General features: G+C 73.3%; 18 protein-coding genes and 2 pseudogenes. 6 read left to right on the forward strand and 14 right to left on the reverse strand.

The features are described 5' to 3' along the window. Positions 1 to 277 precede the first annotated feature (277 nt). The 9 genes and pseudogenes from ACFRFC_RS17285 to ACFRFC_RS17325 all read right to left on the reverse strand — a co-directional run bounded on the left by ACFRFC_RS17285 (position 278) and on the right by ACFRFC_RS17325 (position 7,929). Positions 278 to 1,111 (reverse strand): ECF transporter S component, encoded by an 834-nt coding sequence (locus ACFRFC_RS17285; protein WP_382686059.1) that lies wholly within the window; start codon positions 1,109 to 1,111, stop codon positions 278 to 280. Continuing rightward, positions 1,108 to 2,829 (reverse strand): ABC transporter ATP-binding protein, encoded by a 1,722-nt coding sequence (locus tag ACFRFC_RS17290; RefSeq protein ID WP_382686061.1) that lies wholly within the window; start codon positions 2,827 to 2,829, stop codon positions 1,108 to 1,110. Before ACFRFC_RS17290 ends, ACFRFC_RS17285 begins: the two co-directional genes overlap by 4 nt. Continuing rightward, entirely contained in the window at positions 2,826 to 3,863 is a 1,038-nt protein-coding gene (locus ACFRFC_RS17295; RefSeq protein ID WP_382686441.1) for an energy-coupling factor transporter transmembrane component T, read from the reverse strand. Before ACFRFC_RS17295 ends, ACFRFC_RS17290 begins: the two co-directional genes overlap by 4 nt. Positions 3,864 to 4,002: 139 nt before the next feature. Further along, complete coding sequence (locus ACFRFC_RS17300) at positions 4,003 to 4,635, reverse strand: SCO2322 family protein (protein WP_382686064.1); 633 nt, start codon at positions 4,633 to 4,635, stop codon at positions 4,003 to 4,005. Continuing rightward, on the reverse strand, positions 4,632 to 5,894 hold the full coding sequence (locus ACFRFC_RS17305) for a prenyltransferase/squalene oxidase repeat-containing protein (protein ID WP_382686067.1): 1,263 nt from the start codon (positions 5,892 to 5,894) through the stop codon (positions 4,632 to 4,634). The genes ACFRFC_RS17300 and ACFRFC_RS17305 overlap by 4 nt, the downstream gene beginning before the upstream one ends. Before the next feature lie 489 nt (positions 5,895 to 6,383). Further along, positions 6,384 to 6,629: pseudogene (locus tag ACFRFC_RS17310) on the reverse strand (MBL fold metallo-hydrolase); the annotation flags it as partial. Positions 6,630 to 6,672: 43 nt separating this feature from the next. After that, positions 6,673 to 7,041 carry a hypothetical protein gene (locus tag ACFRFC_RS17315; protein ID WP_382686443.1) on the reverse strand — a complete coding sequence of 123 codons (369 nt, stop codon included), beginning with the start codon at positions 7,039 to 7,041 and terminating at the stop codon, positions 6,673 to 6,675. A gap of 5 nt (positions 7,042 to 7,046) precedes the next feature. Continuing rightward, entirely contained in the window at positions 7,047 to 7,250 is a 204-nt protein-coding gene (locus tag ACFRFC_RS17320; RefSeq protein ID WP_382686070.1) for a hypothetical protein, read from the reverse strand. Between the two features lie 43 nt (positions 7,251 to 7,293). Continuing rightward, entirely contained in the window at positions 7,294 to 7,929 is a 636-nt protein-coding gene (locus ACFRFC_RS17325; protein ID WP_382686073.1) for a TetR family transcriptional regulator, read from the reverse strand. Positions 7,930 to 8,160: 231 nt separating this feature from the next. Between ACFRFC_RS17325 and ACFRFC_RS17330 the strand changes: the two genes are divergently transcribed. The 3 genes from ACFRFC_RS17330 to ACFRFC_RS17340 are packed head-to-tail and all read left to right on the forward strand — an operon-like array spanning position 8,161 to position 11,407. Further along, positions 8,161 to 9,612, forward strand: a complete 1,452-nt coding sequence (locus ACFRFC_RS17330) for a glycosyltransferase family 4 protein (RefSeq protein ID WP_382686076.1) — start codon at positions 8,161 to 8,163, stop codon at positions 9,610 to 9,612. After that, on the forward strand, positions 9,606 to 10,340 hold the full coding sequence (locus tag ACFRFC_RS17335; protein WP_382686079.1) for a class I SAM-dependent methyltransferase: 735 nt from the start codon (positions 9,606 to 9,608) through the stop codon (positions 10,338 to 10,340). The genes ACFRFC_RS17330 and ACFRFC_RS17335 overlap by 7 nt, the downstream gene beginning before the upstream one ends. After that, entirely contained in the window at positions 10,337 to 11,407 is a 1,071-nt protein-coding gene (locus ACFRFC_RS17340; protein WP_382686082.1) for a prenyltransferase, read from the forward strand. Before ACFRFC_RS17335 ends, ACFRFC_RS17340 begins: the two co-directional genes overlap by 4 nt. A 395-nt stretch (positions 11,408 to 11,802) precedes the next feature. Here ACFRFC_RS17340 and ACFRFC_RS17345 read toward each other — a convergent pair whose 3' ends face one another. After that, positions 11,803 to 12,573: a hypothetical protein gene (locus ACFRFC_RS17345; protein ID WP_382686084.1), complete on the reverse strand. Its 771-nt coding sequence runs from the start codon at positions 12,571 to 12,573 to the stop codon at positions 11,803 to 11,805. 220 nt (positions 12,574 to 12,793) lie between these two features. Beyond that, positions 12,794 to 13,738 carry an N-acetylmuramoyl-L-alanine amidase gene (locus tag ACFRFC_RS17350; protein ID WP_382686087.1) on the reverse strand — a complete coding sequence of 315 codons (945 nt, stop codon included), beginning with the start codon at positions 13,736 to 13,738 and terminating at the stop codon, positions 12,794 to 12,796. 83 nt (positions 13,739 to 13,821) lie between these two features. Here ACFRFC_RS17350 and ACFRFC_RS17355 point away from each other — a divergent pair, with 83 nt between their 5' ends. Beyond that, on the forward strand, positions 13,822 to 14,280 hold the full coding sequence (locus tag ACFRFC_RS17355) for a VOC family protein (protein ID WP_382686089.1): 459 nt from the start codon (positions 13,822 to 13,824) through the stop codon (positions 14,278 to 14,280). A 36-nt stretch (positions 14,281 to 14,316) separates the two neighbouring features. On the opposite strand, the gene ACFRFC_RS17360 is transcribed toward ACFRFC_RS17355, so the two are convergent. Further along, positions 14,317 to 14,967, reverse strand: coding sequence for a class I SAM-dependent methyltransferase (locus ACFRFC_RS17360; RefSeq protein ID WP_382686446.1), 651 nt, complete (start codon positions 14,965 to 14,967; stop codon positions 14,317 to 14,319). Positions 14,968 to 15,123: 156 nt separating this feature from the next. After that, the gene (locus tag ACFRFC_RS17365) at positions 15,124 to 16,857 is read right to left on the reverse strand and encodes an MFS transporter (RefSeq protein WP_382686092.1); all 1,734 of its coding nucleotides are present in this window, start codon (positions 16,855 to 16,857) and stop codon (positions 15,124 to 15,126) included. 293 nt (positions 16,858 to 17,150) lie between these two features. On the opposite strand from ACFRFC_RS17365, the gene ACFRFC_RS17370 reads away from it, so the two are divergent. Then, positions 17,151 to 18,782: a DHA2 family efflux MFS transporter permease subunit gene (locus ACFRFC_RS17370; RefSeq protein WP_382686094.1), complete on the forward strand. Its 1,632-nt coding sequence runs from the start codon at positions 17,151 to 17,153 to the stop codon at positions 18,780 to 18,782. Here the strand turns inward: ACFRFC_RS17370 and ACFRFC_RS17375 are convergent. Beyond that, positions 18,679 to 19,116 (reverse strand): annotated as a pseudogene (locus ACFRFC_RS17375) (response regulator transcription factor); the annotation flags it as partial. The gene ACFRFC_RS17370 and the pseudogene ACFRFC_RS17375 overlap by 104 nt on opposite strands. 169 nt (positions 19,117 to 19,285) lie before the next feature. Here ACFRFC_RS17375 and ACFRFC_RS17380 point away from each other — a divergent pair. Further along, positions 19,286 to 20,146, forward strand: coding sequence for a MaoC/PaaZ C-terminal domain-containing protein (locus tag ACFRFC_RS17380; RefSeq protein ID WP_382686098.1), 861 nt, complete (start codon positions 19,286 to 19,288; stop codon positions 20,144 to 20,146). Positions 20,147 to 20,250 lie beyond the last annotated feature (104 nt).

The raw sequence follows: 20,250 nt of genomic DNA on the forward strand, positions 1-20,250 counted from the left end.
GACATCGACGCCGTGGCCCTGGGGCACATCGGCGCCGTGCGACGTGGACCAGAGAAACAGGACTGCGATACGACCGCAATGACCCCTTTTACTAGTTGTGGTCGCATGTAGCCCCTACGTCCCCTGTGTGACCTGGCTCTCAATGCCCTGGTCAGGGGGGTGAAAGTCGCGTCCATGACAGCCCACCCGGCTACGACCCCGGATCGTTGGTGATCTGGGTCATGTGGGGTGCTTCACGGCCCCGCAACGGATTCCGTCACCGTCGGCCCACATCCCCTCACCCAGCCGATGCGTCGAATGTGACCGGCGCCTCGAACGCCGCCCGCCGGGTCGCCCTCCGCAGCGCCTTCAGCAGCGCCGGACCCACCAGCAGCGTCAGTACGACGGTCACCAGCGCCCGGCCCAGATCCCAGCCCAGCGAGGTCGCCAGACAGTAGGCGGCGAAACGGGCCAGATTGGCCAGGACCGGCAGATCCGGGTCCAGCGCGATGACCGTGGTCCGCTCGTCCATGAACGGCCACCCCGCCAGATTCATGATCGTGCCGTACGCGAACGCCGCCACGAACCCGTAGCAGGCGAGCAGCAGCAGCTCACCCCGGCCGCGCAGCCGCTCCGCACCCGGCAGCAGGCCCGCCCCCATCGCGAACCAGCCCATCGACAGCATCTGGAACGGCAGCCACGGCCCCACCCCACCCGTGAGCAGCGCCGACGCGAACATCGTCACCGAGCCCAGGACAAAGCCGAAACCGGGCCCGAGCACCCGCCCGCTCAGCACCATCAGGAAGAACATCGGCTCGATCCCCGCCGTCCCCGCCCCGATCGGCCGCAGCGCCGCCCCCGTCGCCGCCAGCACACCGACCATCGCCACCGCCTTCGGGCCGAGGCCGGACTCCGAGATCGTCGCCGCCACCACCGCGACCAGCAGCACCAGCAGCCCCGCGAACAGCCACGGCGCGTCCTTCGCGTGCGCGGCCACGCTCGACTCCGGCGGCGCCAGGAAGGGCCACCCCAGCGCGCCCACCCCGACCGCGCTCACCAGCACCAGCGCCGCGACGGACCGCGGCCCCAGCCGCACCGCCCGCGTCCGCACCCGCACCTCCACCGGGCTCATGACAGTGCCCCCCGCACCTGCGCGACCGTCAGCCATTTCGCCGGCGCCAGCACCTTGGTCACCTGCGGCGCGAACGACGGCGACGACACCACGACCTCCTCCATCGGCCCGTCCGCGATCACCTCGCCCTCCGCCAGCAGCACCACCCGTTGCGCCAGCTCCGCCGCCAGCTCCACATCATGCGTGGCCAGCACGATGGCATGCCCCTCGGCCGCCAGCCCGCGCAAGTGCGCGACCAGCCGGGCCTTCGCCGCGTAGTCCAGGCCCCGGGTCGGCTCGTCCAGCAGGATCAGCGGCGGGCGCGCGGTCAGCACCACGGCCAGCGCCAGGGCCAGCCGCTGGCCCTCGGACAGATCACGCGGGTGACTGTCGCCGGTGACCCCGGGCAGCAGTTCCGACACCAGCGCCCGGCAGGTGCCCGCCGCCGCCCCGGCGTCCCGGTCGGCCGCCGCGCACTCACCGGCGACCGTGTCGGCGTACAGCAGATCCCGTGGCTCCTGCGGTACGAGGCCCACCCGGCGCACGAGATCCCGGGGGGCCGTCCGGTGCGGTACGGCGTCCCCGACCCGTACCGTCCCCGACGCCGGGGGCACCAGGCCGACCAGCGCGGACAGCAGCGTCGACTTCCCGGCGCCGTTGCGGCCCATGAGGGCGACCGTCTCGCCGGGCGCGACCGTGAGACCGACCGAGCGCAGGGCGGCCACCCGACCCCGCCGGACCACCAGGGAAAGGACCTCCGCGAGGGGGAGAGGGAGGGGGAGGCGGCTGGGAGCGGGTTGTGGTCTGCGGGGCAGAAAGCGGCGTGGGGTGGGCACCGGGATGGGATCCGCGATCGGCGCGGACGCGCGCCCGCCCGCCAGGGTCCCCCGCCCCGCCCCGGCAGCCGCCCCCCGCCCCACCGCCGCCCCCAACCGCTCCCGCAGCTCCCCCGCCCGCCGCCGCGCATCACGGACCGTCAACGGCAGCGGGGTCCAGCCCGCCAGTCGGCCCAGTTCCACCACCGGCGGGAACACCGGGGACACGGCCATCACCTCGGCCGGGGTGCCCAGCACCGGGGCCGCGCCCGGCGCCGGGAGCAGGACGATCCGGTCGGCGTACTGGACGACCCGTTCCAGCCGGTGTTCGGCGAGCAGCACCGTCGTACCGAGATCGTGGACCAGTCGCTGGAGCACGGCGAGCACCTCCTCGGCCGCCGCCGGGTCCAGCGCGGACGTCGGTTCGTCCAGGACCAGGACGCGCGGGTGCGGGGTGAGCACCGAGCCGATGGCGACGCGCTGCCGCTGGCCGCCGGAGAGGGTGGCGAGGGAGCGGTGGCGCAGTTCGGCGAGGCCCAGCAGGTCGAGGGTCTCCTCCACCCGGCGGCGCATCACGTCGGGGGCGATGCCCAGGGACTCCATCCCGTAGGCGAGTTCGTCCTCGACGGTGTCCGTGACGAAGTGGGACAGCGGATCCTGGCCCACCGTGCCGACCACATCGGCCAGTTCACGCGGTTTGTGGGTACGGGTGTCGCGGCCGGCCACCGTGACCCGGCCGCGCAGGGTGCCCCCGGTGAAGTGCGGGACCAGACCGCTGACCGCGCCGAGGAGCGTGGACTTGCCGACCCCGGACGGGCCCGCGAGCAGCACGAGTTCGCCCTCGGGGACATCGAGGTCGACGCCCCTGAGGGTGGGCTCGGCCGCCCCGGCATAGGTGACGGAGACACCGTCGAAGCGGATCATGACGGCTCCTTCGAAGGGGCGTACGGCGCCGGGGTGACGAACGCGGGGAGCAGCCCCAGCAGGATCGCCGCCGCAGGCCACAGCGGCAGCCCCGGGACGGTCGGCGGGACCACCCCGGGATCCAGCGCGGCCGGGTCGACCGACCGGGCCGCGACCAGCGCGCCGGCGACCACGACACCGGAGCCCGCCACCAGCCAGGCGCGCATGTCCCAGGGGTCGGGGCGGTAGCGGGTACGAGGTGAGCGCCTGCCGCCGAGCCGCAGCCCGGCCAGCGCCGCGGCCAGCCCGATCAGCAGCACGGGCACCCCGTAGCCCGCGCCTTCGGCGGTCAGTACTCCGTACGTTCCCGCGCACACGCCGAGCAGCCCGGCCAGGGTGAGCACGGCGGTGGTACGGCGGACGGAGGGCGGAACCTGTGCGGTACGGCCGTAGCCGCGCGCGTCCATCGCGGCGGCCAGCGCGACCGAGCGCTCCAGGGCGCCCTCCAGGACCGGCATCCCGACCTGGAGCAGACCCCGGATGCCACGGTCCGGCCGGCCGCGCAGGCGCCTCGCGGCGCGCAGCCGCTGGACGTCGGCGATCAGGTGCGGCGCGAAGGTGAGGGCCACGACGACCGCGACCCCCAGCTCGTACAGCGCGCCCGGCAGCGACTTCAGGAGCCGGGAGGGGTTCGCCAGGGCGTTGGCGGCGCCGACGCAGATCAGCATCGTGGCCAGGCGCAGACCGTCGTAGAAGGCGAACAGGAGGGACTCCAGGGTGACCCTGCCGCCGAGGCGGATGCCCTGCGCCCAGTCGGGGAGGGGGATCTCCGGGAGGGTGAGCAGGACATGGGTGCCGGGGATGGGGGAGCCGAGGACCACGGTGAACAGGACGCGCAGGGCGATGACGGCGAGGGCGAGTTTGACGAACGCGTTGTAGGAGCGGGCCCAGGGGGTGTCGGGGCGGCGGGCCGCGACCACGTACGCCGAGACCATGATGAGGAGGACCAGCAGGAGGGGGTTGGTGGTGCGGGTCGCGGCGACGCCTAGGGCCAGGGACCAGAGCCACCACGCTCCGGGGTGGGTCTGGTGATACCGGTGGTACGGGTGGGTGGCCGGGTGCGGCGCCGGGGTGGCCGCGCGGGCGGCTGAGCCGCCCTCGATCCGGCCCCGCGCCCCGTCGAGGCGTCGGGGCTCAGGCACGTCGACGGCGCCAGGTCTGCCGGCCGACTCCCGCGGCCACGACGGCGATCGCGGCGATCCCCGCCCACAGGCCCACCGACGGACCGCCGTCCCCGGACGTGCCCGGCTCCTGCTGCCCGGCTCCTGAGATCTGCTCTCCGCAGCCCTGCTCCGGGTACCCGGTGATCGCGCACAGCAGTGCGTTGGAGTCGTAGCGCAGGGGTTCGGCGACCGTGGCCAGGGCCTCGGCCGTGGTGGCGTCGGGGGAGACCTGGGCGCAGGCCGTGCGGGCCGGGGGCGGGGTCTCGCCGGAGGGGGCGTCGGCCGGGGTGCCGAAGTCCAGGACCAGGGCCACCCGTTTCGAGCCCGCCCGCTCGGGGGTCTGGGCGCAGATCGTCGCGAAACCGGCCTCGCCGCGCGGCTGACTGGCGTCCTGGGAGTCCTCGCTCACCGCGAACCGGAAGCCCTGGACGGCACCGTCGGCCGGGCGGGCCAGGGACGGGCCCTGGTCGGCGTAGATCCAGCGGTCACCGTCGCGGTCCCAGAACGACCAGTAGCGGTATCCGGCCGCCTGGGCCTGGCCCGCCCCGCCCGCGAGGACGAGGAGGAGGCCGGCCAGGAGAAGGAGGGGGACGCGACGGGTCACGGCTGGTTGCCCCGGGAGCGGTTGCTGACCAGGAAGCCGATACCGACGCCGACGATCCCGAAGACCCCGACGTACCACCAGACTCCGAAGGGGGAGTCCCCGTCGTCGGCGGACTCGGCGGCCGTGTTCTCCTTCTCCGCCGGTTCGCCGGTCGCCTCGGGGGCCGGGCCGGTGGCGTTGAGGCCGCTGATCAGGGCCTCGCCGCCGAACTCGTCCGGAGAGGCGCCCACGGACCGCGCGGCGAGGATCAGCTGGGCGTACGCGGCGGGGCCGGACTGCTGGGCCCAGTCGGCGGCGTTCTTCTCCAGCCAGGTCATGGCCGCGCGGGCCTGCTCGACCTCGCCCTGCGCGGCCAGCGCGACCACGGCGTCGGCGGTGTTCCCGTAGTCCGGCTGGTCCTCGGCGCCGGGGAGGGCGGAGATGAGGTGATCGTCCTCGGCGAGGGCACCGGCCAGCCAGGCGGCCCCGTTGGCGGCGGCCTGCTCGGGAGTGGTGGCGTCGGCGCACTGGGCGTCGGCGTCGGGACTCGTCCCGGCACTCGCATCGGCGTCCGTGTCCGCGGCGGCCTCGGCGTTCAGGCCCTTGCCGAGGGCGCCCAGGACGCCCGCCGCCGTCGCGTCCGCGTTGGCGGCCAGATCGCCCTTGTCGTCGGGCTGGTAGGCGAAGGCACCGCCGCCGTCGGCGGCACAGGGGACGCTCAGGGCGAGCAGCGCGTCGTACGGAGACTTCCCGTCCTTCCGGACCTCGGGGGGCTGTTCGCCCGCCGCCGCGAGGGCGCCGATCACCACGCCGGTGGAGTTGGCGTCGCTGGGGCCGCCGGGGGTGTAGCCCCAGCCGCCGTCCGCGTTCTGCACGGACTTCAGCCAGGTGACGGCCTTGCCGGTGGCGGCCTCGTGGTCGCCGAGCGCGGCGAGGGCCTGGACGGCGGCGGCCGTGCTGTTGGAGTCCAGCGCGGTCTCGGCGGCGCAGTCCGTGCCGGGCTCGGCCCGGAACGCCGCGAAACCGCCGTTGCCGCACTGCTGCCCGGCCAGCCAGTCGATGGCCACCGAGGCGGGCCGTATGCCCACCGATGTCTGGGCGAGCAGGGCGAGGGACTGACGCCAGACGCCGTCGTACGTCGGGTCGGCCGCACCGAACAGTCCGGCGGGGCGGGACGCGGACGGGGACGGCGAGGCGCTGTCGGCCTGGGCGAGCGGAGCGGCGACGGCGCCGATCCCGAGGGCGGCGGCGAGAACCGCGGCACTGCGGCGGACGTACATGATCGGCGGGTGACCTTTCCTGCGGGGAGCCGGACAGCACGGGGCACCCCGGGCGGCCCGGCTCCGTACCCCTCGACGGTGCCGCGCCCGGCGGACGCCGTGCGCGTGAGCCGGTCACAGTCCCGTACCGGGCGGTCCGGCGCACGACCCGCCCGCTTCCGGGGAGCCGCTCACGTAGGGGAACCTCCCAGGCGGACGGACCTCCCAGGCGGACCTGCCGGCCCCTTGAGGGCTCCGGGGGAGGAGGATCGGCACCGGACTCTCCCGGCCCTCGCCTCGCCTTCCCCCCTGGCTGCTCCCCATACGGATGTGATGACGACCTGCTCACTCTACCGGGCGGCCTGCGAGGACCATCGGGCTGTGCCGCGCGATGGCTCGTGGGCGGTGCTTGCGGGGCTCGGCGGGGCGTGTGGGTGGGGGGTGGGGGGCACCGGGCGGTGCCGGTGAGGTCCATCGGGCCGTGCCCCCGCCAAGCCGCCCTCCCCGCCCTCACCCCGCGAGATACGTCACCGGCTCGATGCCCGTCATGGCCTCCGCTCGCCCCTGTTTCACCAGGCGGCGCAGATGGGCCTCGGCCTCGGAGACGGCGATGTTGCGGGAGGTGTGCGGGATCTGTGCCCAGGGGCGGTTCCACATCAGGTGCTCGGCGAGCTGCCAGGTGGTGCGGGGCAGGGCGAGCAGGGCCAGCAGTTCGCGCAGTCGGGTCTCGTGGTGGCCGAGCAGGGCGTGGACGCGGTCGGCGGTGTCGGTGAGACTCCGCGGGCGGGGAGGCGCCGGGTCAGCGCCAGGAGTTGATGACGCGGGCTACTTCGCGGAAGCCGACCTCTTGGGCACGGATGGCGCCGGCCAGGAGGTGAACGTCCTTCACTTCCGGGGAGACCGGCTGATCCGACGCCGTCATGTACAGCGTGGCGCATGCCCAGCCGATGGTGGCGTTGAAGTCGGTGAACGGGCGAAGCAGCAGGGCAGTGTGGAACAGCGTGGCAGCGCGGGCCGCCGGTTCCTCGTAGTAGAGCTGCCCGTGTGGCTGTTCGTAGAGGTGCCGGGTCACCATGACGCTGAGGGCGCCCCAGTCCGCGATGGCGATGTTGACGGGAGAGACGCGCGTCTGGACTGCCAGGATCCACCCAGCGTCGACCCGGACCACTGCACTCAACGCTGACCCTCCGGCAAGTCTTTGAAGACATCCAGCGCGAAGGCGACCGCCTGGTCTGCGTCCCTCAGGAACGCCGTCCTCTGCGCGTCCGCGAGGATTATGTCGTGTGCGTGGGACCGCATCGACTTGCCCAGCGCGGCAGCGTGCGCCTTGGCCACGGCGAGCTCTTCCTCGGTGAATTCCACTGTGATCATCGGCATGGCGTCATGATATCAGCGGTGCAATCGTTGGTTATAGCATCTGTCAATCGTCGGTTGACGTCAGGTCGATCAACCGGCACGCCGTCTCGATGTCGATCTTCACCTGGGCGATCGACGCGCGGCCCGACAGCCAGGTGATCAGGGCCGAGTGCCAGGTGTGTTCGATGACGCGGACCGCGGAGAGCTGTTCGGGGGTGGGGTGTTCCAGGCCCATGGCGTCGAGGATGATCGCGGTGGTCTGGCGGGAGACCTGGTCGACCTCCGGGGAGACCCCGCGGTCGGCGAAGGTGAGGGCGCGGACCATCGCGTCGGCGAGATGCGGCTCGCGCTGGAGGGCGCGGAAGGCGCGCATCAGGGTCTCCGCGACCCGCTCCCCGGCCGTGTCCCCCGACGGCGGCTTCTTGCGCAGGGTGCCGTGCAGGTGCTCCAACTGCGCCTGCATCGTGGCGACCAGCAAGTGCACCTTGGACGGGAAGTACCGGTACAGCGTGCCGAGCGCGACCTGCGAGACCTCCGCGACCTCGCGCATCTGCACGGCGTCGAAACCGCCCCGGCCGGCAAGTTGCGCGCTCGCGTGCAGGATGCGGCGGCGACGCGCCTCCTGCCGCTCGGTGAGCGCCGGTGAGTCGCTTCTCGCGCTCCTGGCTTCCACCTTGGTCACCTTGGCTTCCGCAGGCATGGACACCGTTCCGTGAGTTCCGTGACAGTCCGTGAGAAGGGGGTCGGTCAGACAGCATCGCAGGGCCGGAGCGATCTCGCCCGCCGTGGCGCGAATCACCTGATCCACGTCTCACCCCGGCCCTACCTGCCGGTAGATTCGGAGCCCTCGAACGATCAAGTCTGAAACCTGTTCTAGATTACCGTCCCGACCACCCAGTCTCACCATCACCCAGGCAGAAGGGGGCCCAGAGTGACCGCTGAGGCCAGTCGGGCAGGGGCCGCTGACGGTCCCGCGACTGACGGCGAACGACCGCTGCGCATCGCACTCCTCACCTATAAAGGAAACCCGTTCTGCGGCGGCCAGGGCGTCTACGTCCGCCACCTCTCCCGCGAACTCGCCCGCCTCGGCCACCACGTCGAGGTCATCGGCGCCCAGCCCTACCCGGTGCTCGACACCCCCGGCGATCCCCCCGGCGACGACCCCGGCGACGACCCCGGCGGCAACTCTGTCGGCAACTCTGTCGGCAACTCCGGCGACCGCCTCCGCCTCACCCACCTGCCGAGCCTCGACCTCTACCGCCAGCCCGACCCCTTCCGCACCCCCGCCCGCGGCGAGTACCGGGACTGGATCGACGCCCTCGAAGTCGCCACCATGTGGACCGGCGGCTTCCCCGAACCGCTCACCTTCTCCCTGCGCGCCGGCCGCCTGCTGCGCGCCCGGCGCGGCGCGTTCGACGTCGTCCACGACAACCAGACCCTCGGCTACGGACTCCTCGGCGACCTCGGCGCCCCCCTCGTCACCACGATCCACCACCCCATCACCGTCGACCGCCAACTGGAGCTGACCGCCGCCGAGTCCTGGCAGCGCCGCTGCTCCGTCCGCCGCTGGTACGCCTTCACCCGGATGCAGAAACGGGTCGCCCGCCGGCTGCCGTCCGTGCTCACCGTCTCCGGCACCTCCCGCACCGAGATCACCGACCACCTCGGCGTCCGCGCGGACCGCGTCCATGTCGTGCCCATCGGCGCCGACACCGGCCTGTTCTCGCCCGACCCGTCCGTGGCCCGGACGGACGGCCGGATCGTCACCACCTCCAGCGCCGACGTCCCCCTCAAGGGCCTGGTCTTCCTCGTCGAGGCGCTCGCCAAGGTCCGTACCGAACACCCCGCCGCCCACCTCGTCGTCGTCGGCAAGCGGCCCGACGAGGGGCCGGTCGCCCAGGCCATCGCCCGCTACGGGCTCGCGGGCGCCGTCGAGTTCGTCAAGGGCATCTCCGACACCGAACTCGTCGCCCTGCTGCGCTCGGCCCAGATCGCCTGCGTGCCCTCGCTCTACGAGGGCTTCTCCCTCCCGGCCGCCGAGGCCATGGCCACCGGGACGCCACTGCTCGCCACCACCGGCGGCGCGACCCCGGAGGTCGCCGGACCCGACGGCGTGACCTGCCTCGCCGTCCCCCCGGGCGACGCGGGCGCCCTCGCCGCCGGCCTGCTCCGCCTCCTCGCCGACCCGGACCTGCGCACCCGCCTCGGCGCGGCCGGCCGCGAACGGGTCCTCGCCCGCTTCACCTGGGCCCGCGCGGCCCAGGGCACCGCCGCCCGCTACCGCGAGGCCATCGCCCACCGGGCGGCCACCGCGCGGACCGCCACCGCGCCCCCCTCGGCCAACCCCGCCAACCCCAACCGTGAAAGCAGGGCCACGTGCTGACCGTCGACTTCTCCCGGTTCCCGATCGCCCCGGGCGACCGCGTACTGGACCTCGGCTGCGGGGCCGGGCGGCACGCGTTCGAGTGCTACCGGCGGGGCGCGCGGGTCGTGGCGCTGGACCGCAGCGCCGAGGAGATCCGCGAGGTCGCCCAGTGGTTCGCGGCGATGGCGGCGGAGGGCGAGGCCCCCGCGGGCGCCACCGCGACGGCCCTGGAGGGCGACGCCCTCGCACTGCCCTTCCCCGACGAGTCCTTCGACGTCGTCATCGTCTCCGAGGTGATGGAGCACATCCCCGACGACAAGGGCGTACTCGCCGAGATGGTCCGGGTGCTCAGGCCCGGCGGCCGGATCGCCGTCACCGTCCCGCGCTACGGCCCCGAGAAGGTCTGCTGGACCCTGTCCGACGCCTACCACGAGGTCGAGGGCGGCCACATCCGCATCTACAAGGCGGACGAGCTGATGGCCAGGATCCGCGAAGCGGGCCTGCGGCCCTACGGCAGCCACCACGCCCACGCTCTGCACAGCCCCTACTGGTGGCTGAAGTGCGCGTTCGGCGTCGACAACGACCAGGCCCTGCCGGTACGCGCGTACCACAAGCTGCTGGTCTGGGACATCATGAAGAAGCCGCTGGCCACCCGGCTCGCCGAGCAGGCGCTGAACCCGGTCATCGGCAAGAGCTTCGTGGCGTACGCGACCAAGCCGCGACTGCCCCGGACGGACGCCCGGTGACCACTTCCCGCACCGAGCACCTCGTCCTGCCCGGGGTCCTCACCGCCGGGCAGGCCGCCGACACCGTCGCCGGACTCCTCGCCGTGCAGCGCGCGGACGGGGCGATCCCCTGGTTCCGCGGCCACCATCTCGACCCCTGGGACCATGTCGAGGCCGCGATGGCCCTCGACGCGGCCGGCGAGCACACCGCCGCCGAGCGCGCCTACGACTGGCTCGCCGCCCACCAGAACGACGACGGCTCCTGGTACGCCGCCTACGCCGACGGCGACCCGCACATCGTCACCGACCGGGGCCGTGAGTCCAACTTCGTCGCCTACATAGCCGTCGGCGTCTGGCACCACTATCTCGCCACCGGCGACGACCCGTTCCTCGACCGCCTGTGGCCGGTCGTGCACGCCGCCGTCGAGTGGGTGCTACGGCTTCAGCGGCCCGGCGGTGAGATCGGCTGGCGGCGCGAGGACGACGGTACGGCGACGGTGGACGCGCTGCTGACCGGGTGCTCGTCGATCCATCAGGCGCTGCGGTGCGGGCTGGCCATCGCCGAGCAGCGGGAGGAGCCGCAGCCGGGGTGGGAGCTGGCCGCCGGGATGCTCCGGCATGCGATCCAGCGGCATCCGGAGCGGTTCCTGGACAAGGACCGGTACTCCATGGACTGGTACTACCCGGTGCTGGGGGGTGCGCTCCAGGGCGCCGAGGCCAAGGCGCGGATGGAGGAGGGCTGGGACCGGTTCGTGGTGCCGGGGCTCGGGGTGCGGTGTGTGGTGCCCAATCCGTGGGTGACCGGCGGGGAGTCGGCCGAGCTGGCGCTCACGCTGTGGGTGACGGGGGAGTCGGACCGGGCGCTTGAGGTGCTCAAGTCCATCCGGCATCTGCGGGAGCCTCAGTCCGGGCTGTACTGGACGGGTTATGTCTTCGAGGACGACGCGATCTGGCCTCGCGAGCTGACCACGTGGACCGCGGGGGCGCTGCTGCTGGCTGTGGCGGCGCTGGGTGGGCATGAGGCGACGTGTGCGGTGTTCGGGGGGGAGTTGTTGCCCAGGGGGCTGGATGCCGACTGTTGCGCGTGAGGGGGTGAGGGGGTGAGGGGGTGAGGGGGTGGGGGGATGGAGGGGGGATGGGCGGGTGCGGGCTGTCCGTGGCTGGTCGCGCAGTTCCCCGCGCCCCTGGTCGGACGGGGCGGACCAGCGTCACGCCAGCCACGCCCGTTGCCCATGGCGCTTCGCGGCGCTCAAGTTGGCCACCTGGCAACAGTCACCCCCGCCGCCGACGGCCCTTCGCGGCGTTCAAGTTGGCCGCCTGGCAACAGCCACGCCCGTTGCCCACGGCCCTTCGCGGCGCCTAAGTCGCCCGGTTGGCACCAGCCACCCCCGCCGCCGGTGTCCCGGGCGAACGGGGTGACCGTACGGCAACGGCCCCCCGCCCGGAAGGGTGAGGGGCCGCGGTGGGTGCCGGGGGTGGGGACTCAGCCGCGCTGGATGCCGCTCGTGTCCTGGAGGACGCCACGGCGGCCGTCCTGCGTCTGGGCGATCAGGGCCGGGCCGCGCTGCTCGACGGCCAGGTACCAGGTGCCCGGCGCCAGTTCGGCGATCGGGGCGGGCGAACCGTCCTCCGCGAACAGCGGACGGGCCACCGGCACCGCGAACCAGAACGGGGAGAACTCGGCGGACGGCGGCGCGGACGGCGGCTGCCCGCCGAACGACGGCGCCTGCGGCTGACCGGCGAAGGGCGGCTGCTGCTGGGCGCCGGGGTAGCCGTAACCACCCTGGGGCTGGCCGCCGTAGGGCTGCGGGGCCACCGGACGCGGCGCCGGGACCAGACCGGCCTTGAGGGCGGGGACCAGCGGCGCGGCGATCGCACCGGCCGCGAGCAGCAGCGCGGCGATCAGGCCGAGGATCAGGCCGACGCCGACGCTCTCCGCGTCCAGCGTCCACCACAGCAGCGACCAGGCGGTGGCGACGGCCAGCGCCGTGCCGAACGGGCCGAGGTCCAGACCGGCGATCTTGCGCGGCTGCGGGGTGAGGTGGGACAGCACGATCAGCACGGCGCCGACCACACCGAGCATGTACGTGCCGAGGCCGAGGCCGAGGCTCAGACCCCAGGCGTTCAGATCCAGCGAGTCGCACACGGCGTCCGGGCCGTCGCATCCGGTTACGTCGAGGAACGACGCGATGAAGAGCAACACCGCTGCTCCGATCACCACGCCGTCGCCTCTAGTGAGGGAGCGGATATTCACTTCAGGTCCTTCGTCAGTCGTCTCGTCATCGGCAGTGCTGGAGGCGTCGCCGGAACCCTGCCGACGTGCCTGCCGACGTACCTGTCGACCTACATGCCGACGTACCTGCCGGCCTGCATGCCGACGTACGGGTCCGGTGCGAGCGCGGGGGTGGCCCTCGTATCGTAGGGACCCTACCTCCCGGCGATCGGGGTGTCCGCCCCGAACGGGGCGTAGATCACTACCCGCGCAGGAAACTCACGATTCCCTCAGAGATTCCCTTCGCCGCGCGCTGGCGCCAGTCACCGCTGGTGAGCTGTGCGGCGTCCACACTGTCGCGCATGTTGCCGCACTCGACGAACACCTTCGGAACCGTTGAGAGATTGAGACCGCCCAGGTCGGTGCGGGTGTCCAGGCCGGTGCCGGCGCCGACGTAGTTGGACGGCGGAGTGCCGGTCTCCCGCAGGAAGTTGCCCGCGATGCGTTCGCCCAGGTCGCGCGAGGAGGCGAGGATCGGGCGGGTGTCGGCGGCGCCCGCCTGGACACTGCCGGGCAGGATCACATGGAAGCCGCGGTTCCCGGCCGCCGACCCGTCCGCGTGGATCGACACCACCGCGTCGGCCTTCGCCTCGTTGCCGATCCGGGCGCGCTCGTCGATGCAGGGCCCGAACGGCCGGTCGCCGTCCTGCGTCAGCTTCACCGTCGCGCCCTGCGCCTGGAGCAGATCGCGCAGCCGGTGCGCCACGTCGAGGCTGAACCGGGCCTCCAGATAGCCGTCGTTGGTGGAGGTGCCGGTGGTGTCGCATTCCTTCATGGCCGACCCGATGTCCACCTTGCGGTTGATCTCGGCCGTGTGCTGGAAGTTGCCGGGGTTGTGCCCCGGGTCGATGACGACCACCTTGCCCTGGAGCGCCCCGGAGAGGGCGGGGCTCGGCGTGGGGGTGGGTGTCGGCGACACGTTGGCGGGCTTCTTGTCGTCGTCCGCCGGGGACGCGGCCGGGTCGCCGGCCGACGCGGCCGTCCGGGCGGCCCCGGTGGAGCCGTTCGCCCCGCCGCCGCCCACCGCCTCGTACACCAGCCAGCCGATCAGCGCGCCCGGCACGAGCGCGGCGACGGCGACGGTCAGCACGCGGCGACGCGGGCGGCCGTTGCGGGAGGGTTCGAAATCCGGGCCTGTGTACGACACGCACGCCACCCTAGCTTCCGTCAACGCCCAGAACGGGATTCACCACACGAGCGAACGGGGTATGCCCGGCGCACACTGGAGACATGGACGGCGACGGCAGCAGGACCGGCGACCGTACGAGGACCGGTCTCGAAGACGCTCAGGTGGCGACCCGGCTCCCGGCACAGGATCTGGAGCGGGCCCGGCGGTTCTACGCCGACAAGCTCGGCCTCCACCCCCTGGACGAACGGCCCGGCGGGATGCTCTACCGGACCGGCGGCGTCGAGTTCCAGGTGTTCCTCTCCCAGGGGCGGTCCCCGGGCACCTTCACCCAGATGTCCTGGGACGTGGACGACATCGAGGCCGTGGTCGCGGAGCTGAAGCGGCGCGGAGTGGTGTTCGAGGAGGTCGAACTGCCCGCGCTCTACGGCGGCGACCGGACCGTGGACGGCATCCTGGAGGTGCGAGGCGGCTACGTCACCAAGGGCTTCGGCGGCACCCGTGGGGCCTGGTTCCGGGACAGCGAGGGGAACATGCTTTCGGTCGGGGAGGCGATTCCCTGACCACCGGCCGGGCTCGGCGTCCGCCCGGCCCCGGCCTCAGACGCCCGCCCCCGTGCGCCGCAGCACCCGCAGCGACCCCCGCGCCGACACCTGCGTGAACGCCCCGGACTCCAGTGCCCGCCGGTGGATCCGGTACGGCGCCTGTCCGGTGAACTCGTCCACCGGGTCCGGGAACACATCGTGGATGGCGAGCAGCCCGCCCATGGCGACCCGCGGCGCCCAGCCCTCGTAGTCGGCGTTCGCGTGCTCGTCGGTGTGGCCGCCGTCGATGAAGACCAGACCGAGCGGGGTGCCCCAGACCCCGGCGACCTGCGGGGACCGGCCGACGACCGCGATCACCCGGTCTTCGAGCCCCGCCAGGCGCAGCGTGCGCCGGAACTCCGGCAGGGTGTCCATCAGACCGGTCTGCGGGTCCACCGTCTCCGGGTCGTGGTAGTCCCAGCCCGGCTGCTGCTCCTCGCTGCCCCGGTGATGGTCGACGGTCACCGCCATGACCCCGGCCGCGCGGGCCGCGTCGGCGAGCAGGATCGTGGAGCGCCCGCAGTAGGTGCCCACCTCCAGCAGCGGCAGCCCCAGTCCGCCCGCCGTCAGGGCCGCCGCGTACAGCGCGAGCCCCTCGTCCACCGGCATGAACCCCTTCGCCGCCTCGAACGCGGCCAGGATCTCGGGCTTGGGCACCGCGGCCATGAGGGTCTCCTCGGCCATGAGGGTGTCCTCGGCCATGGGGGTCTCCTCGGCCATGGGGGTCTCCTCCGTCGTACGGCACTCGGACCGGCCCCATGGTGCACCACACCCCGCACCGGACCCGCAGGCAGGGGGCGGCGGTGTACGGAGGCCCGGCGGCTACGCGGTCACCGGCTCGCCCGGCAGCGACAGGTCCACGTCGATCGCCTGCTCGGCGCCGGAGTGGGTGGCCGAGGAGGCCAGGGGGGCGTGGCCGTGGGCCTGGGCGGCCAGGACGTAGGGGCCGCCGGACGGGACGGGGAGGGCGTAGGTGCCGTCGTCGCCGGAGAGGGTGGCGCCGGCGCGGCGGCCCTGGCGGTCGAGCAGGGTGACCCGGGCGCGCGGCACCGGTACCCCGCCCGCGTCCAGGACCCGGCCCCGGAAGCCGCGCAGCACCGCGCCCGCCCGCTCCAGGTTGGCCTCCTCCTCGCTGCTCGCCCGCAGCTGCGACGCCCGGCTGGGCTTCGGCAGGAACAGGGCGAGGACCAGACCGCCGGCGACCGCGACCGCCGCGATCAGGAAGGAGAGCCGGAAGCCGTGCATGGTCGGGACGGCCACGCCGCCGACGACGGCGGAGGTGTTGGCCAGCACCATGCCGATGACGGCGCTCGACACCGACGTACCGACGGAGCGCATCAGGGTGTTCAGGCCGGTCGCCGCGCCGGTCTCCTCGGCCGGGACGGCGGCGACGATCAGCGCGGGCAGTGAGGAGTAGGCCAGTCCGATACCGGCGCCGAGCAGCACCGAGATGACCAGGGCTTGCCAGGCGGCGCTCATCAGGCCGAGCCCGGCGCCGTAACCGGTGCCGATGATCATCAGGCCGATGATCAGGGTGGTCCGGGGGCCGTACTTCGCCGACAGACGGGCGTAGACGGGCGCGGTCAGCATCATCGTCAGGCCCAGCGGGGCGACCAGCAGACCGGCCATGACCATCGACTGGCCCAGGCCGTACCCGGTGCTGGTGGGCAGCTGGAGGAGTTGCGGCAGCACCAGCGAGACGACGAAGAAGGAGACGCCGACCATGATCGAGGCGAGGTTGGTGAACAGCACCGCGGGCCGGGCCGTGGTCCGCAGATCCACCAGCGGCGCCGCCCGGCGCAGTTCCATCACGCCCCACAGCAGCAGGGTCACCACGGCCGCGGTGAACAGGCCGAGGGTGAGAGGCGAGGTCCAGCCCCAGTCGCTGCCCTTGGTGATCGGCAGCAGGAACAGGAGCAGCCCGGCGGACAGCCCGAGCGCGCCCGGCAGATCGAAGGTGCCCTTGGCCCGGACCGTCGACTCCGGTACGAGGAGGAGGGTGAGGACGATGGTGATCGCGCCGAGCCCGGCGGCGCCGTAGAAGAGGGCGTGCCAGTCGCTGTTCTGCGCGACCAGGGCCGCCGCGGGCAGGGCGAGGCCGCCGCCGACGCCGATCGAGGAACTCATCAGCGCCATCGCGGAGCCGAGCCGCTCGCGCGGCAGCATGTCCCGCATCAGGCCGATGCCCAGGGGTATCGCGCCCATGGCGAAGCCCTGGAGGGTACGGCCGACGACCATCGGCACCAGGCTGCTGCTGAACGCGCTGATCAGCGCGCCGACGACCATCACGCCCAGGCTGATGACCAGCAGCTTGCGCTTGCCGTACAGATCGCCGAGCCGTCCGGTGATCGGCGTCGACACGGCACCGGACAGCAGGGTCGAGGTCAGGACCCAGGTCGCGTCGGCGGGGGAGGTGTCCAGCAGGTGCGGCAGATCCTTGACGACCGGTACGAGCAGGGTCTGCATCACCGCGACAACGATGCCCGCGAAGGCGAGCACCGGGACCACCGTCCCGCCGGGCCTTCGGGTGGGCCGGTCGTTCGTCGTGCGAGTCATTGAGGGGGGCCTCCAGGCCGCGAGTACGGCGATCTGATCGGTCACCTCGATCACGGTGAGGGTGGTCGCGATCGGGGGGTCGCGATCGAAGGGGTCGCGATCGGGTGATCCATGCATGTGCAGCGATCTATGTGTATCTCGAACCCAGTGCGCCTAGGCAACTATTCCGTTGCTTCGGCGCACTAATGATTCTTTAACTTCCCTTGGGGCCAGGGAAGGGGCGGGCGTAGGTCGCACGGCGGAACGGGGGTCGTACGTAATGCCGATGCAAGGGGTGCGGGACGGTTGAGACCATGACGTCCATGCCTGATGCCGCCGATGCCTCCCCGATATCCCCCCTCCGCCGCGGCAAAGGGCCCACCTGGCTGGTGGTCGCGCTGGCCTGCGCGGGCCAGTTCCTGGTCGTCCTCGATGTGTCCGTGGTCAATGTGGCGCTGCCGTCGATGCGCACCGACCTGGGGCTGAGCGGCCCCGGACTCCAGTGGGTGGTGAACGCCTACGCCATCGCCTTCGCGGGATTCATGCTGCTGGGCGGGCGGGCCGCCGATCTGTACGGGCGCAAGCGGATGTTCCTGGTCGGGCTCGCGGTGTTCACCCTGGCCTCGCTGGCCGGCGGGCTCGCCCAGGAGGGCTGGCAGCTGCTGGCGGCGCGCGCGGCGCAGGGACTGGGCGCGGCGGTGCTCGCGCCCTCGACTCTGACGCTGCTCACCGCCGCTGTGCCGGAGGGTGCGGCGCGTGCGCGGGCGGTCGCGACCTGGACGGCGGTGGGCGCGGGGGGTGGCGCGGCGGGCGGCCTGGTCGGCGGACTGCTGGTCGAGGGCATCTCCTGGCGCTGGGTGCTGCTGATCAACGTCCCCGTCGGCGCGGTGGTGCTGGCCGTCGCCCTGCGCGGGCTGCCGGAGAGCCGGGCCGGTGACGGGCGCCGCCTCGATCTGCCGGGCGCGCTGCTGGTGACGGCGGGGCTCGCGACCCTGGCGTACGGGATCGTCCGGACGGAGGCGGCGGGCTGGACGTCGGGGGAGGCCCTGGTCCCGCTGCTCGCCGGTATCGCGCTGATCGGCGCGTTCGTCGCGGTCGAGGCGCGGGCGCGGGCCCCGCTGATGCCGCTCGGGCTCTTCCGGGTCCGGTCGGTCTCCTCGGCGAACGCCGGGATGCTGATCGCCGGGTCGGCCACGTTCTGCATGTGGTTCTTCATGACGCTGTACGCCCAGAACGTCCTCGGCTACACCCCGCTGGAGGCCGGTCTCGCCCAGGCGCCCAGCTCCCTCGCGGTGGTCATCGGCTCCAAGGCCGCCCCGCGCGTGATGCGGACGCTGGGCGCCCGCTGGGTCGCGGTGCTCGGTGTGCTGCTCGCGGCGGCCGGGTTCGCCTGGCAGTCGACGATGACGGCGGACGGCGGCTATGTCGGGGCCATCCTGCTGCCCGGCCTCCTGATGATGCTCGGCGCGGGCCTCGCCAGCACGCCGCTCGCCTCCCTCGCCACCTCCGGCACCGCGCCCGGCGAGGCGGGCCTGGTCTCCGGCCTGGTCAACACCTCCCGCACGATGGGCGGCTCCCTGGGCCTCGCCGTGATGTCCACCCTCGCCGCGACCCGCACGGCCGACTCCGGGGCCGGTTCCGGGGCCGATTCCTTGGCCGATTCCTTGGCCGGTTCCATGGCGGGGGAGGCGGCGGCCCTGACGGAGGGGTACGCGCTGGTGTTCCGGGTGAGTGCGGGGGTGCTGGTGGTGGGGGCGGTGGTGATGGCGTTGTGGCTGCCGGGGACGACGAACGCCCGCCGCCCCACCCCTACCCCTACCCCCACCCCTACCCCTACCCCCACCCCTGCTGACGTGCCGCCGCCGCGAGCGCCGGATCGATCACCGTCTCCCCGGTCAGCGCCCGGCGGATCGCCGCCGCCAGCTCCTCCACGGGGCCGTCCTTGACCAGGAAACCGGCGGCGCCCGCCTCCATGGCCCGGCGCAGATAGGCGGGGCGGCCGAAGGCGGTGAGGATCAGCACCCGGCAGTCCGGCGCCTGGTCCCGCAGTCCGGCGGCGGCGTCCAGGCCGCTCATGCCGGGCAGCTCGATGTCCAGGAGGGCGAGGTCGGGACGGTGCAGCAGCGCCGCGTCCACGATTTTGTCACCCGCCCCGACCTGCGCCACCACCTCGATGTCCCGCTCCATGCCGAGCAGCAGGGCCAGCCCTCCGCGCGGCATTCCCTGGTCCTCGGCGAGCAGCACCCGGATGGACTTGGCGTGCCGATGGTCGCGGGGCATGTCGTTCACGGGCCAAGAGTAGGGCCGCCGGCACCGGGTATCCGTCGCATCCGACCGCGACATCTGACCTATCGTCAGGAGTCTTCGCGGCGCCGGGGTCCCGCCCGACCCGCTGCACGCCCACCGGCCCGACTCCCGACTCCCTACGCCCCACCGCCACAGGAGCCACATGCCCATCGACACAGCCAAGGCGCTCGCCGCCGAGCCCCGGACCGGGGAGATCGGCTGGACCCCCAAGGACGTCCTCCTCTACCACCTCGGCATCGGCGCGGGCGTCCCCGCCACCGACCCCGCCGAACTGCGCTACACGCTGGAGTCGCGGCTGCGTGTCCTGCCGACCTTCGCCACCGTCGCGGGCGCCGGTGTCCCCGATGTGATCAGCGGACTCTCCCTGCCCGGGATCGAGGTCGAGCTGTCGAGGGTGCTGCACGGCGGCCAGAGCCTGCGGGTGCACCGCCCGATCCCGGCCAGGGGCACCGCCACGACGACCAGCCGGCTCGCCGCCGCCTGGGACAAGGGCCAGGCCGCCGTGCTGGTCCTGCGCACCGAGGCCGCCGACGCCGACGGGCCGCTGTGGACGAGCGATGCCCAGATCTTCGTACGCGGTGAAGGCGGCTGGGGCGGCGACCGGGGGCCCGCGATCCGGCCGGCACCGCCCACCGGGGAGCCCGAGCGGACCGTCGAACGGCCGACGCGCGAGGACCAGGCGCTGCTCTACCGCCTCTCCGGCGACCTGAACCCGCTGCACGCCGACCCCGATTTCGCGAAGGCCGCCGGTTTCGAGCGGCCCATCCTGCACGGGCTGTGCACATACGGCAGCACGCTCAAGGCGGTCGTGGACACCCTGCTCGACGGCGATCCCGCGCGCGTGCGCTCGTACGCCACCCGGTTCGTGGGGGTTGCCTATCCCGGCGAGACGCTCCGCGTCCGGATGTGGCGGCCGGACGCGGACACCGTGCGGGTCGCGGTGAGCGCGGTCGAACGCGACGACGCGCCCGTCCTCGCCGACACGGTCGTGCAGCTCAGCTGAATCCCACCGCTGTCGAAGGGAGCCGCCCCTCACCGAGGCCGGCGAGGGCGTACGCGACCTCGGGCCCGGCGACAGTGGAACTGCTGGGGCTGCGGCGCGGGCAG

Origin of the sequence: Streptomyces sp. NPDC056734 (genome assembly GCF_042790455.1) — a bacterium.
GTDB lineage: Bacteria > Actinomycetota > Actinomycetes > Streptomycetales > Streptomycetaceae > Streptomyces.

What these genes read in the sequence shown, in the direction of transcription:
- ACFRFC_RS17290 (WP_382686061.1), bottom strand. Translation starts at nt 2,829, where the DNA reads ATGATCCGCTTCGACGGTGTCTCCGTCACCTATGCCGGGGCGGCCGAG.
- ACFRFC_RS17360 (WP_382686446.1), bottom strand. Translation starts at nt 14,967, where the DNA reads ATGGCCGCGGTGCCCAAGCCCGAGATCCTGGCCGCGTTCGAGGCGGCG.
- ACFRFC_RS17285 (WP_382686059.1), bottom strand. Translation starts at nt 1,111, where the DNA reads ATGAGCCCGGTGGAGGTGCGGGTGCGGACGCGGGCGGTGCGGCTGGGG.
- ACFRFC_RS17325 (WP_382686073.1), bottom strand. Translation starts at nt 7,929, where the DNA reads ATGCCTGCGGAAGCCAAGGTGACCAAGGTGGAAGCCAGGAGCGCGAGA.
- ACFRFC_RS17355 (WP_382686089.1), top strand. Translation starts at nt 13,822, where the DNA reads ATGGACGGCGACGGCAGCAGGACCGGCGACCGTACGAGGACCGGTCTC.
- ACFRFC_RS17370 (WP_382686094.1), top strand. Translation starts at nt 17,151, where the DNA reads ATGACGTCCATGCCTGATGCCGCCGATGCCTCCCCGATATCCCCCCTC.
- ACFRFC_RS17380 (WP_382686098.1), top strand. Translation starts at nt 19,286, where the DNA reads ATGCCCATCGACACAGCCAAGGCGCTCGCCGCCGAGCCCCGGACCGGG.
- ACFRFC_RS17305 (WP_382686067.1), bottom strand. Translation starts at nt 5,894, where the DNA reads ATGTACGTCCGCCGCAGTGCCGCGGTTCTCGCCGCCGCCCTCGGGATC.
- ACFRFC_RS17365 (WP_382686092.1), bottom strand. Translation starts at nt 16,857, where the DNA reads ATGACTCGCACGACGAACGACCGGCCCACCCGAAGGCCCGGCGGGACG.
- ACFRFC_RS17320 (WP_382686070.1), bottom strand. Translation starts at nt 7,250, where the DNA reads ATGCCGATGATCACAGTGGAATTCACCGAGGAAGAGCTCGCCGTGGCC.